The organism is Bacillus sp. 522_BSPC (assembly GCF_001076885.1).
In the GTDB taxonomy this organism is placed as follows: domain Bacteria; phylum Bacillota; class Bacilli; order Bacillales; family Cytobacillaceae; genus Niallia; species Niallia hominis.
The window spans coordinates 1-12,863 of sequence record NZ_JVDT01000098.1; the positions used below are offsets into that span (position 1 = coordinate 1).

Below are 12,863 nucleotides of genomic sequence, written 5' to 3' on the forward strand. Positions count from 1 at the left end.
CACATACCTTTTTCATAGTCAGAAAATATCGAAAAAAGTAGAATAATAACCATGGATGACCGGTCGTCCTTCTATGAAAAAGGAGGAAGATTCCATGAATGAAAAAGAGCGTGAACAAGTGGCCCTATTTCGGTATGGCCTAATAGCCCCCCTATTGAATGGGCAAGTTGATTCGAAGGAATATTTAAATGGAATGGAGGGAAAGGTTCATTCTGTCCCCCATTATGGAGAAAGGAAAATTGCAGAGAAAACAATGAAAGAGTGGCTTCTTCATTATCGAAGAAATGGATTTGAAGCATTAAAGCCCAAGAAGCGCTTGGATCGAGGGAATTCTCGAAGACTATCCCCTGATGACCAAGATCTTGTCCTTGAAATACGAAAAAAATCTCCCCATATGCCGGTTAGTGTTTTCTACGAACAACTAATCGAGCGTGGAGAGATACAAAAAAACCAAATATCTTACTCTACTATAATTCGATTATTAAAAAAACACAACCTTGTAGGAAAACAAATGGTGGCGATACCAGAAAGAAAACGGTTCGCTCACGAAAAGGTGAATGTGTTGTGGCAGGCTGATTTATCCCATGGACCTTATGTACCCGTTAATGGAAAAAAGACAAAGACATTTTTAATTGCCTATATTGATGACTGTTCTCGTCTTGTGCCGTATGCACAGTTCTTCTCGTCAGAGAAGTTTGATGGATTAAGAGTAGTCACGAAAGAGGCTTTAATTCGCAGAGGGAAACCTACCATCATTTATGCGGACAACGGTAAGATCTATCGATCTGAAACGCTTCAATATGCTTGTGCCCAACTCGGAATTACTTTAGCTCACACGCAGCCGTATGATCCCCGTGCAAAAGGGAAGGTAGAAAGGTTGTTTAAAACGATTCAAACACGGTTTTATCCGTTATTACAAGCCGATCCAGCTCATTCACTAGAAGAGTTAAATGAACGATTCTGGAGCTGGTTAGAGAAAGATTATCACCGAAGAGTTCATGCCTCTTTAGAGGGTAAAACGCCCCATGAAGTGTTTCAATCTCAACTAAAGGATATAACATTTTTGGAGGATTTGTCTATTCTTGAGACCATCTTCTTGAAACGAGAACACCGGAAAGTAAAGGCTGATGGGACGATTACGTTAAATAAAGAGCTCTACGAAGTACCTTCCCGTTTTATCGGTCATTCTATCGATGTGAGACTAGACGAAAATGGTGTCTATATCTTTGAGGATGATAAGAAAGTCGCTGAAGCAATTCCTGTATCCATGAAGGATAATGCGCATGTAAAACGGGCTCGCTCGCCATTTTCATTATCTCAAACAGCTGAAGTGAAAGGGGAACAAGACCATGTATAAATCCATTTACTCTTTAGCTCAAGCACCATTTTCGAAAGATATACGCCCTTCGGATGCGTTTCCTTCCACTGATTATCAAGGGGCTTTAAACGCATTAAATTATTTACAGAAATCGAAGGGAATGGGTCTTCTTATTGGGGATCCTGGCGCAGGAAAAACGTTTACCTTACGGTCTTTTAAGGAGTCATTAAACCCTTCTTTATATCACGTAGTCTATTTTCCCCTTTCAACTGGTGGTGTAATGGATTTTTACCGTGGGTTAGTATATGGCTTAGGGGAGGAACCGAAGTTCCGTAAAGTCGATCTCTTTAGGCAAATTCAACAAGGCATTGAGCGAATGGCAGGGGAACGTAAGATCACACCTGTTTTCATTTTAGATGAAATGCATATGGCAAAAGATGCTTTTTTGCAGGATATAGCACTATTATTTAACTTTCATATGGACTCAACCAATCCATTTATCCTAGTTTTAGCTGGCTTACCACATTTAAAGACTCGATTAGCATTAAATCATCATCGTCCACTATCACAGAGAATGATTATGAAATATGAGATTCAGCCATTATCCAGAGAGGAAGTTTCCCATTATATTCATCATCATATGAAGTTAGCAGGAGCGAAGATGACCATCTTTACAGAAACCGCGGTAGAAGCTATCGCATCACGGTCTCAAGGTTGGCCACGGGTTATTAATACATTAACGATTAACAGTTTATTATTTGGCTCTCAACTAAAGAAAGAACTGATTGATGAGGAAATTGTCAGGTTAGCTATAGAGGATAATGGCTTATCATGAGGCGTGGAATATTAGTATTTGACCACCATCTTCAAGAATGGAGAGTATGGTTAGGACATCAGCCCCACTGGATAGACCAGGGTTATGCATTTGAGATACGGGTCCAAAACAGGTATCTCCATGCATACTTGGAGAAAGATTTTGATTGGTTCGTAACTCTGGAACACGAAGTAAGGTTTGTACTCCACACTTACGAGGTGTACAAAATTCGAATAAAAAAACAGGATTATATGCCAGTTGATGCCCCTTTTTAGGGGTTTTCTTTTCCTGAATTTAAGACGGAATAATTTGAACAAGATTTTGCACATTCCGAAATAAAGTGAAAAAAATAGCACATTATTTCAGATTTCCTCCCGGATTAATGTGGAAAAGAGTATCTGAAATATTGTGCTCGTTTACACTATTTCTAATTTTGCTAACTGGTAAGGATAGCCCGATTATATCATCAACAGGAACTGGAATAACACCATACTCAACCGTTACAAAGGGCTTATACGATTTCACCACTTGTTCAAAAAGCATCCATCGTTTTCTAAATAATTTAATCAATGGATACACCTCCTAATTAAAGCTATTATAATTAGAGGTAGTCTAATTACAAATAATTTTTTCAGTTTAGAAAAGGACTTGCATAGGGAGATAAAAGGTAATCCTTTTCTGTAATTATAAGAACATTCGTTCGAAAAAAACTTGTTTTCGAACAAATGTTCTTATATAATGTGTTTTAAAGGAGGGAGCTTAGGATGATAAAACAATTAGATAAAGCGTGGAAAGAAAAAAGACCTATAGAGATTGTTTATGTGAAAAAAGATGACTCTATATCCCAACGAACGGTTCTTGTGTATGCAGTAACAGACACATACATTAAGGCGTATTGTTTAAAAAAGAAGCAGCCACGCATTTTTAAAGTGGATTCCATCCTAGCTGTCTCCTTTAAATCGAAGTCATTTAAATTGTTTGCATAAAAAAGCTTTTCTTTTTGGAGAAGAGCTGTTTATTAATCCCGATTTATAAGAACTTCTATTCTTAAAAAGATATAGGCATTAATAGAAAGATGTTAATGTAAAAGGTGAAGTATTCCTAAATAAAATGTAAGAAAATCAGCAATTTAGTAAGGTTTCTTATGCGCTAGTTAGAATTATTTATTAAACATCTTTCTATGTGTAAATCTAGAAAAATAATATTCCACTTCTGTGCCGCTAGACATTCCTCTTAGTCCTTCAGCATATTTTAATAAAGATTAGTGTAAAAGCTCGGACAAGCTCTTTTTCCTTTCATACAATATATTGTAAGTGAAATTGATAATAGAAAGGAGCGAAAGAAATGGGTCGCCATAATAATAATAATAATGTGTTAGGTTCTAGTAATAATAATCATGGGAAAAAATGTCGAAATTGCGTTTCTCCAGTGAGAGATATCGTTCATCCTACTCAAACAGTTGTTCGAACAACAACAAATGAAAAAAGAATTCGTAATATTCACCCAACAGAAGTAATTAATGTAAATAGAACGGTAATTCGTAATGAAAATTATTTTCCAGTAACAGAAAGACAAGTGAACGAAACAGTTGTTGAAGACTTCGATTGTGGTACTGATGTAAATAATCCAAATAATTGCAGACCGAGAAGAAACTTCTTCTAATACTATGAAAGAAAAGGTACCCCAATAAACCAGGGTACCTTTTCGTATGCTATATGTATAATTAAAAGGATGATATTTTATGAAAAAAAGAAAGCACAAAAGTGCCTTCTTTTAACGAGATTAATATCCTCCCCAATAGGAAGCGCCAATGATGATTAACAAAATGAATAACACAACTAATAAAGCAAAGTTATTGTTGTAACCTCCACCGCTATAACAGTCTGACATATATGCCACCTCCTTCTACATGTTACACCATATCTTATGTACGAAAGATTGAAAGGGAATGGACAAGTAACTAACGAGGAGAATAAAAGGCTATTTGATTAGAGACTTTTGAACATAAATGGCTTACGGTTGGTGTAATGATAATATATATTAAATTGGAGACAGGGGGACAATCTTTTTCGAAAACAGCTTAATGGAAAGTAAATAGAAAAAGTGCCTCAAATTAAGGAATTTCAAGGACACTATCTATTAAATAGTAATAGATAATCTGTCAATGAGTACCAACATTTTGAGACACTTTCATACAGAAGATTAATAACCTCCTATATAAGATGCACCAATAATAACTAATAAAATAAATAATACTACGATTAATGCAAAGTTGCTTCCAAATGAGCCTCCATATTCAGACATACTAGTCACCTCCAACTATAGATTTACTATATAATATGGAAGTGATACTAGATGGTGTGGACAAGTTCATTATAATATGTACAAAAAGGTCTAAATAAAGAAATAAGTATATAAAATGTTATAGTCATTGTATGAAGGCATGCATGAATACCATAAGAAATAAAAAGAAGGATAACGCTTACATAATTTTTGAAAAATGAGTTGTCATTTAAAATGACAAAAAGCTAAAAGGATATGACTAATGTGTGCAAATATCTTCTAACATGGTAAATTGAGAATTATGAACAAGTTCTACCTTAAATACATTATAAATATCCCTAATTTCACAATAACCAGTATCATAGCAAAATAAAATTTTAAAGACTTTGCCTTTATACAATACGTTTCCTGACATTTTAATCCTCCTTGATATTAGGTGTACTTATATTGTTTTTCTTTCAAATACCCGCTAGATAAAACTCTTAAACCTATTTTTAAAAATATATTTTATTTTTGGACAATTTAAATCTAGGAATCAAAAAAATTCAATAAATTGTGATTGAAATAAGGCAAACACTATTTCTTTTCGTATTGGATTCCAGTTAAAATAGAAGGAGGGAGAAAATTTTTCCATTAATCTCGGTGTCTTATACTTATTTGCTAGTAAAAAGTGGACTTAGACCTAACTAATAGGTAAAAAGTAATGAAAAAATTATCAGAATTTTGTTAAATGGAGGAATCAATATGAAAAGAATTGCTGTATTCTGTGGTTCAAGTACAGGAGCTTCTAAAATTTATATCGAAGAAGCCGTTGCACTAGGAAAAGAATTGGCGAGACGTGATTTAGAGCTTGTATATGGCGGTTCATGCATTGGGTTAATGGGAGCTCTTGCTGATAGTATGGTGGAAGAGGGTGGCAAGGTATTTGGCGTACTCCCTGACTTTCTTCAAGAAAAAGAAATAGCCCATCCACATTTAAGTGAATTAATTGTCGTAAAATCCATGCATGAAAGAAAGGCAAAAATGACAGAGCTAGCTGATGGGTTTATTACACTTCCAGGCGGTGCGGGCACAATGGAAGAGTTTTTTGAAATCTTTACTTGGGCACAGCTTGGTTTACATAAAAAACCTTTAGGGATTCTTAATATCAATCATTATTATGATCCCCTAGTTGGATTAATTAATCATATGGCCAATGCGGAATTTTTACAAGAACAGTATCGGAACATTGCGATAATCGATTCTAATCCAGCACAATTGCTTGATAAATTTTCGACCTATACTCCCCCTGGAATAAAAACATTTATTCAGGTGAGTCAGTCTTAAGCTTCTTTTATACATAAAAATTACTTGGGGTTTGGAGGAGAATTGTGGTGTTACTTGTTCAAAAGTTTTATGACGTAAATGATTTCAAGCGGGTGATGCTGCCACTTTTAGAAAAAGAAGAAGCGGTTAATGGCTTGCCACTAGGAATCTTAATGAATATAAATGAGATGATTAAGCCTATCATTATGGCTGGGGTTTATAAGGATGAACAACCAATTCTTATGCTGTTTCAGACACATCCAAAACAAATAATCGTCTCTATTTTTCCAGGGATGACTCCATTGGAGCTACCGTTAGTAAGTAAATTAATTCATGAAAATATAGAAGAAATTCCTGGTTTCATTGGCGAGAAAGCAATTGTACAAGAGCTGGCTCAACATATTGCTACATTACGTCAAGTAAACGTTGTATTGGGAATGGATCAACGTATCTATCAACTAAAAGAAGTGAAAAAGAAGCCATCTAATGTTGGTCGTTTCAGATGGATAACAAGTAGAGATCAGGTGCTAATTCAACAATGGATTTATGATTTCGCTCTGTCCATTAATCAGCCGTTAGAAATGGAACAGGCAGGAATACGTGCAGAGGAGATTATTCAAGGTGGGAAACTTGCTGGCTGGGAAGTAGATAATCAGTTAGTTAGTATGGCAAATGCAAGCAGACCTACGAAGAATAATATAACGATTAATTTTGTGTATACGCCAGAATCTTATAGAAGAAAAGGCTATGCCACAAATTGTGTTGCAGAACTTTCAGAACGGTTGTTAAAGAGTGGATATTCATCTACTAGCCTCTATACAGATATCACAAATCCAACATCCAATAAGATATACATGGATATTGGCTATGAACCAATGAAAGATTCTATTTTGCTATTTTTTGAGAAGAAAAACTAACTTACTATTAATTTACTATTTCTGTATGATGAAAGGAGAAATGGGGAGTGGATGAAAGGTATCCAATTGGTTTATTTGAATATGAAAGACAGATTTCAGAGGAAGTTTTACATAGATGGATTTCAGAAATAGAGGAATATCCAGCTAAACTTGAGAAAACAATAGCCCTATTGACAGAGGAACAGTTAGATACTCCCTATCGACAAGACGGCTGGACAATTCGTCAAGTAGTACACCATGTAGCAGATAGTCATATGAACGCATATATACGGACAAAGCTTGCCTTAACTGAACAGAAGCCGATTATTAAACCATATGAAGAAGGACTATGGGCACAGCTTCCCGACTATACCATGCCTGTAAATGTGTCCATCCAATTGCTTTTCAATATTCATGCAAGATGGGTTCATTTATTTCGAGCTCTGCTTCAGACAAATGAATTAGAGAAGGAATTCCAACATCCAGAAAGTGGTACTCAATCTGTTCGATTATTAATTGGAAATTACGCATGGCATGGTCGTCATCACCTCGCTCATATTACGAATCTGTGTGAAAATAAAGACTGGAAAACGGAATAGTTGCTGTAAAAAAAAGGAGAGAATAAGAAATAATCTTGTACCTCCTTTTTTATTTGTTTAAAATAGGGGCTAAGTAAAAGTTAAAAGAACTAAAATGGTTGAAATTATTTTTTCTAATTTATTTCCTTATCTCATATACATATAAAGATTTGCAAGAAAAGATTTAAATTGTTTTTCTAATATCCGAAAAATATGAAATTAAATTACTGGCCAGAATACATACTTCATCCCAATATTTATCGATGAAAATGAGGAGGGAAACTGTGACATATATCGGAAAAAGTGTTTTTCGGAAAGAATCCCTTGAAAAAGTGACAGGAAAAGCAAAATATACAGCAGATTACTTAGCAAGTGATGCATTACATGTGGAGATGGTAAAAAGCTCGTATGCCCATGCTACTATTCGTTCAATTGAAATAGCAGAAGCCAAAAAGACAGAAGGGGTAAGAGCAATCATCCTTGGAGATAATTTACCTTTGATAGGAGAAGAAGTAATTGATCGACCTCCACTTGCTGTCAATAAAGTTCGATATTATGGAGAAGTCATTGCCTTAGTTGTCGCAGATACAATCCCCATTGCAAAGAAAGCAGCCCAACTTATTCACATCGAATATGAGCCCCTGACAGTTGTTAATTCTCCATTACAAGCACTAGAGAAAGATGCACCACGCCTTCATGACAATTTACTCGATTACAAGAAAGACGAAGGGATTTATCCTGTGGAAGGAACAAATATTATCAATCACACAAAGATTAGAAAAGGAGATGTTCAAGCAGAAATGAAGGAAGGGGAAGTGATGGTTGAATCCCATTTTTCTATTCCGATATCTGATCATTCTTCTATGGAAACAAGAGCAGCACTGTGTGAAATTGGAGAAAGCGGAATCGTCCGAATTATCACAAGCTCACAGGCACCTTATATGGTGAAAAAAATTATCAGTAGAGATTTTAAGGTGGAAACAGGAAAAGTAGTCGTAGAAACGCCATTTGTAGGTGGAGGTTATGGTGGAAAAGCTTCTGTTCACTTAGAAATATTTGCATACCTTGCATCAAAAGCAGTTGGTGGGAGAAAAGTACGTGTATTTAATACGCGTGAAGAAGATTTAACGGTTTCCCCAGTACATGTTGGCTTAGAAGCGACGGTTCAGCTTGCATGTACAGCGGAAGGCAAGCTGACTGCTGCAAAATTGAAATATGTGTTTGATGGCGGAGCATATGCAGATAAATCGCCTCATCTTAGTACAGCAGGTGCAGTAGATTGTACAGGACCATATAAAATCGATCATGTCTGGTGTGATGCTTTATGTGTGTATACAAACCATCCCTATGCAGCCCCATTCAGAGGATTTAGCCATGGAGAAGTCCATTTTGCTTTTGAAAGAGCGATGGATATACTTGCGAAAAAAATAGATATGGATCCTCTATATTTCAGAAAAATCAATGTCATTCATCCAGGTGATACGACTCCGACTCAAGTAGTGTTAACGAGCAGCAAAATAGGAGATGTAGAAAAATGCATAGATCGCTTAAGGGAATTAATGGAGTGGGAAAACGGTCAATTGGAAGCAATCTCTCAAAATAGGGTCCGTGTAAAAGGAATCTCATGTAGCTGGAAAAACTCAACAATCGGTCCAGCAGTTAGTTCTGGGGTAGTGCTCACCTTTAATTCAGATGGAAGTATCAATCTAATGTCTGGATTAGTCGAAATAGGCACAGGAACGAAAACGGTATTAGCACAAATTTTAGCAGAGCAAATGAAAATGAGTGTGGATCGAATACATGTGCGTATGGCTGTTGATACACAAACAGTACCAGAGCATTGGAAGACAGTAGCAAGTAGAGGAACGTTAATGGCAGGGAGAGCAGTGATGGCTGCAGCAGATGATGCCATTCGTAAACTGAAAAAAATGGGAGCGATTGTTTTAAGGGTTTCAGAAGATGATTTAGATGTAGCGAATGAAACGGTATTCTTACGAGATAACCCGAAACAATTCGTGCCATTTAAAGACATTGTGTATGGATATACCTATCCAAATGGAAATTCAATTGGCGGACAAATCATTGCAAATGGTAGTTACACACTGACAGGTTTAACTAATTTAGATCCAGAAACAGGTGCAGGAAATCCTGGTCCTGAATGGGCAGTAGCAGCACATGGAATCGAAATTGAAATGGATAGGAAAACATTTCGGTACAAAATTCTAAAAGCAATTACGGTCGTTGATTTAGGAGAAGTCCTTAATTACAAGGCAGCTCTTGGGCAAATAAAAGGAGCCATGAGTATGGGTATTGCCTGGGCAGGCAGGGAAGCTTTTTATTTTGATGAAAACGGTAGAGTTCTAAACCCCCAATTGAGAACCTATCGACCTTTAAGATTTGGTGAACATCCGCAATATGAAGTCGATGTTATAAAAACACCTCACTTAGAGGCACCATTTGGAGCAAGGGGAGCAGGGGAACATGGGTTGGTTGGCATTCCGGCGGCGTTAGGAAATGCCCTTTCGCATGCCATAAACACTGAATTGAAAAGTCTCCCACTTACACCAGAAGCTATTTGGAGACAATGGAAGGAGGCACATAATGGCATTTGAATATAAACAAGCTTCCACCATGGAACAGGCAATGCAAATATATGCAGAAACAAAATCGCAAAATAGACATCCAGCCTATTATGCGGGCGGTACAGAAATTATTACGCTAAGAAGAATAAACCAATTAAATGTGGATGTCACAATTGATATAAACAAAATAGCGGCATGCAATGTTCACCAGATGGAGGAAGAATACCTTGTAATCGGTTCCTGTATCACATTGACAGACGTAGAAGAAAGCAATTATTTTCCCTTATTAACAATGGTTTGTAAAGAAATTGCGGATCGAACAGCAAGAAATAAGATTACGGTTGGTGGAAATATTTGTGGTGAAATCTTTTATCGAGAAGCAGTACTGCCATTCCTTTTAACAGATAGTGTGTTGGTGCTTGCAAATGAATCTGGAATTAGAACAGAATTTATCCATCATGTATTTGAGGGGAAATTATTGCTTCAGACGGGAGAATTATTGGTGCAGGCTTTTATTGAAAAACGATATTTGACTCAAGAATATATAGCAATAAAAGTGAGACAGCAGTGGGAGACAGGGTATCCATTAATTACAGTAGCTGCACTAAAGATGGATGGTCAAATTAGAGTAGCCATCAGCGGATTATGCCCTTTCCCGTTTCGAGCATTTGAAGTGGAGCGCATAATAAATAATCAAAGCATGAGTAGAGAAGAACGAATCGATTTAGCATTAGCCCATCTCCCTTCCCCTATCCTTAACGATGTCGAAGGTTCAAATGAATACCGATTATTTGTACTTTCTGACCTTTTAGAAAAAATAATTGATCGATTGGAGGGAGTGTAATTGGCGGAAAGTAGACAAAATTTAGTAATCGTAAAACTGCGGATAAACGAGGAAAACCATTCAGTAGTTATTCCTCCATCGAAAACATTACTTGCTACATTGCGCGAAGACCTCTATTTAACAGGTGCGAAGCCAGGTTGTTTCAACGGAGATTGTGGTGCTTGCACCATAATTATGGAGGGGATGCCGATGAAATCTTGCTTAATGCTCGCAGTGGAAGCACAAGGCAAGGAGATTATTACGATAGAAGGACTGAATAATAGTCCCCTCCAACAAATATTTATCGAAGAATTTGCTTTTCAATGTGGTTATTGTACACCAGGATTTATTATGAATGGTCATGCACTCCTCCTTAATGAAGCTAATCCTAATAAAGAAAAGATTAAAGAATGGCTGGAATCCAATATATGTCGCTGTACGAGTTATGAGGAAATCGAAAAAGCGATTTTAAAAGCCATCGCTAATCGAAACGGATAAGGAAAATACCTCCTGCATAGCGAAGTATGCAGGAGGATGAAATTACATTTTTTGCTGCTTATTTTGGCTATTTAACGCATCTTCTTCCATCGTTTCAGCCATTCCATATAAACCATTCATTTCTTGTTCATCTGCATCCAATCCTAATTTGTTTTGCTGCTTTGTATCTTTCGCATTTGGATCTTTCATCATTTTCTCTCCTTTCAAGATTCATTGCTTAGTTTGTGGAAAATGAATAATAATATGTGATAAATAGAACATTCTTATCTAGAAAGATGCTTTTTTATTGTTTCAAAAACAGCTTTTAAGAAAATACCTAGAACAATAAAGCCAATAAATGACTTTGTATGGGACCAATCTTCCCCTAATACGAACATTTTCCTAAGCATAAATAAAGGCTCAATAATATAGGAAAATAGGATGGACCAGCATAACGTGGCGAACAAAAAATTTTTCCAAGTGCTAAAATATTGATATACAAGCATGGCGGTGATAGGGATTACGACCAAATTAGCAGGAATAAGCGGGGTAATGATGGGGAGTAATTTGTCCGGATAGCTCCATAAGAGCATCTCTGTGCCCATAATGTCTAAGAGCATACATAAAGTGGCACAAACCATTCCATATGAAAACACCTCAAAAAAGCGATTTTTGTCTACTACTTTCCAAAAAATAAAATAAGGAATAATCGTTGATAGGAAAAGTATCCACCAATTAAAAGAAAATAAATCATGCTGTAACCAATGATCAAAGGATAGATGAAATAATTTTTCTTTTTCTTTATCAATTTCTACATTACTAGGGAAGTTTAATAAAAAAAAGTACATGGATCTCACCACTTTTACTCCTCCTAAATGGATAATAAAAAGGAAGATTTTATTAAATTAGTATGAATCAAAAATAGAAAATTATTAGTTTTTTTATGTATACATAAATTTACCAAATGAGGGGAAGTTAGAGAGTATTAAAGGTGGGGATATGGGATGAAGAAAAAGTGGAAAAAATACAAGGTATATATCATTGGATTATTTTATATTTTGTTTATTAATGGATTAATTGCAGCGAGCTATATCATTGGATTTAAAGAATTTAAAAAACTAATCAATTTTTAACAAAAATCATCACCAAAGTCACTTTTCATCGTAATGTTCCCTATAGGAATAGGATAAGGTATGGAAAAATATGATGAAAGGATAGGGGGTGGTTAAATGGCAGTCGTACGTGTTACTGATGCGGATATTGACTTATTGGCAAGACTTCTTCGTGCAGAAGCAGAGGGAGAAGGAGAATTAGGCATGTTATTAGTTGGGAATGTAGGGATCAATCGAATGAGAGCAGATTGTTCCGATTTCAAAGGTCTTCGCACTGTAAATGATATGGTTTATCAAGCCCATGCATTTGAAGCAACAACAAAAGGCTATTTTTATCAACGACCAAGAGAAAGTGAACGAAGATTGGCAAGGAGAGTAGTAAACGGAGAATCCTTTTGGCCAGCAAAATATAGTTTATGGTATTTTCGTCCTCCAGGTGATTGTCCTAATACCTGGTATAATCAACCACATGTAGGAAGATATAAACTACATTGCTTTTATGAACCAACAGCAGAAGAATGTGAAAATGTTTATAATACATTCTAAATGGAATAATTAGTTAAAAGGAGTCCTCTTTAGTGAAAAGGACTCCTTTTTTGTATGCTTATTAAAAGCTATAATTCCGATTCATTTGTATGAGTAAAATGTTTGTGGGAGAATAAATATCCTTTTTGT

The 12,863-nt window shown here is 36.0% G+C and carries 18 protein-coding genes; 12 read left to right on the top strand and 6 right to left on the bottom strand.

What is annotated here, in order from left to right:
* Positions 1–94: 94 nt before the first annotated feature.
* Positions 95–1,357 carry a DDE-type integrase/transposase/recombinase gene (locus ADJ83_RS07670; RefSeq protein ID WP_031538279.1) on the top strand — a complete coding sequence of 421 codons (1,263 nt, stop codon included), beginning with the start codon at positions 95–97 and terminating at the stop codon, positions 1,355–1,357.
* Positions 1,350–2,153, top strand: a complete 804-nt coding sequence (locus ADJ83_RS07675; RefSeq protein ID WP_031538280.1) for an ExeA family protein — start codon at positions 1,350–1,352, stop codon at positions 2,151–2,153. The genes ADJ83_RS07670 and ADJ83_RS07675 overlap by 8 nt, the downstream gene beginning before the upstream one ends.
* Before the next feature lie 336 nt (positions 2,154–2,489).
* Here the strand turns inward: ADJ83_RS07675 and ADJ83_RS07685 are convergent, their stop codons facing one another.
* Positions 2,490–2,702 (bottom strand): hypothetical protein, encoded by a 213-nt coding sequence (locus tag ADJ83_RS07685; protein WP_031539774.1) that lies wholly within the window; start codon positions 2,700–2,702, stop codon positions 2,490–2,492.
* A 194-nt stretch (positions 2,703–2,896) separates the two neighbouring features.
* On the opposite strand from ADJ83_RS07685, the gene ADJ83_RS07690 reads away from it, so the two are divergent.
* Positions 2,897–3,118, top strand: coding sequence for a WYL domain-containing protein (locus ADJ83_RS07690; protein ID WP_031539777.1), 222 nt, complete (start codon positions 2,897–2,899; stop codon positions 3,116–3,118).
* A gap of 358 nt (positions 3,119–3,476) precedes the next feature.
* Positions 3,477–3,794, top strand: a complete 318-nt coding sequence (locus ADJ83_RS07695; protein WP_031539778.1) for a CotD family spore coat protein — start codon at positions 3,477–3,479, stop codon at positions 3,792–3,794.
* Between the two features lie 120 nt (positions 3,795–3,914).
* On the opposite strand, the gene ADJ83_RS24770 is transcribed toward ADJ83_RS07695, so the two are convergent.
* The 3 genes from ADJ83_RS24770 to ADJ83_RS25815 form a co-directional block, all read right to left on the bottom strand.
* Complete coding sequence (locus ADJ83_RS24770; RefSeq protein ID WP_081836718.1) at positions 3,915–4,022, bottom strand: YjcZ family sporulation protein; 108 nt, start codon at positions 4,020–4,022, stop codon at positions 3,915–3,917.
* A gap of 312 nt (positions 4,023–4,334) precedes the next feature.
* Entirely contained in the window at positions 4,335–4,436 is a 102-nt protein-coding gene (locus ADJ83_RS24775) for a YjcZ family sporulation protein (protein ID WP_031539781.1), read from the bottom strand.
* Between the two features lie 238 nt (positions 4,437–4,674).
* On the bottom strand, positions 4,675–4,830 hold the full coding sequence (locus tag ADJ83_RS25815; RefSeq protein ID WP_192840935.1) for a hypothetical protein: 156 nt from the start codon (positions 4,828–4,830) through the stop codon (positions 4,675–4,677).
* A 329-nt stretch (positions 4,831–5,159) separates the two neighbouring features.
* Between ADJ83_RS25815 and ADJ83_RS07705 the strand changes: the two genes are divergently transcribed.
* The 6 genes from ADJ83_RS07705 (at position 5,160) to ADJ83_RS07730 (ending at position 11,097) form a co-directional block, all read left to right on the top strand.
* The gene (locus ADJ83_RS07705; protein ID WP_031539782.1) at positions 5,160–5,741 is read left to right on the top strand and encodes a TIGR00730 family Rossman fold protein; all 582 of its coding nucleotides are present in this window, start codon (positions 5,160–5,162) and stop codon (positions 5,739–5,741) included.
* 47 nt (positions 5,742–5,788) lie between these two features.
* The gene (locus ADJ83_RS07710; protein WP_031539784.1) at positions 5,789–6,637 is read left to right on the top strand and encodes a GNAT family N-acetyltransferase; all 849 of its coding nucleotides are present in this window, start codon (positions 5,789–5,791) and stop codon (positions 6,635–6,637) included.
* Between the two features lie 47 nt (positions 6,638–6,684).
* On the top strand, positions 6,685–7,215 hold the full coding sequence (locus tag ADJ83_RS07715) for a YfiT family bacillithiol transferase (protein ID WP_031539786.1): 531 nt from the start codon (positions 6,685–6,687) through the stop codon (positions 7,213–7,215).
* 263 nt (positions 7,216–7,478) lie between these two features.
* Positions 7,479–9,806: a xanthine dehydrogenase family protein molybdopterin-binding subunit gene (locus ADJ83_RS07720; protein ID WP_031539788.1), complete on the top strand. Its 2,328-nt coding sequence runs from the start codon at positions 7,479–7,481 to the stop codon at positions 9,804–9,806.
* Entirely contained in the window at positions 9,796–10,620 is an 825-nt protein-coding gene (locus tag ADJ83_RS07725; protein WP_031539789.1) for an FAD binding domain-containing protein, read from the top strand. Before ADJ83_RS07720 ends, ADJ83_RS07725 begins: the two co-directional genes overlap by 11 nt.
* On the top strand, positions 10,621–11,097 hold the full coding sequence (locus ADJ83_RS07730) for a (2Fe-2S)-binding protein (protein WP_031539790.1): 477 nt from the start codon (positions 10,621–10,623) through the stop codon (positions 11,095–11,097). It begins immediately after the preceding gene.
* Positions 11,098–11,139: 42 nt separating this feature from the next.
* Here ADJ83_RS07730 and ADJ83_RS24780 read toward each other — a convergent pair whose 3' ends face one another.
* On the bottom strand, positions 11,140–11,286 hold the full coding sequence (locus ADJ83_RS24780; protein WP_231512600.1) for a DUF4021 domain-containing protein: 147 nt from the start codon (positions 11,284–11,286) through the stop codon (positions 11,140–11,142).
* A 74-nt stretch (positions 11,287–11,360) separates the two neighbouring features.
* Complete coding sequence (locus ADJ83_RS07735; protein WP_231512601.1) at positions 11,361–11,936, bottom strand: CBO0543 family protein; 576 nt, start codon at positions 11,934–11,936, stop codon at positions 11,361–11,363.
* A 144-nt stretch (positions 11,937–12,080) separates the two neighbouring features.
* Here ADJ83_RS07735 and ADJ83_RS26480 point away from each other — a divergent pair, with 144 nt between their 5' ends.
* Together ADJ83_RS26480 and ADJ83_RS07740 are read left to right on the top strand one after the other, a co-directional pair.
* Positions 12,081–12,209 (top strand): hypothetical protein, encoded by a 129-nt coding sequence (locus tag ADJ83_RS26480; RefSeq protein ID WP_268817968.1) that lies wholly within the window; start codon positions 12,081–12,083, stop codon positions 12,207–12,209.
* 96 nt (positions 12,210–12,305) lie between these two features.
* Positions 12,306–12,734 carry a cell wall hydrolase gene (locus tag ADJ83_RS07740; RefSeq protein WP_031539793.1) on the top strand — a complete coding sequence of 143 codons (429 nt, stop codon included), beginning with the start codon at positions 12,306–12,308 and terminating at the stop codon, positions 12,732–12,734.
* Positions 12,735–12,863: the final 129 nt, after the last annotated feature.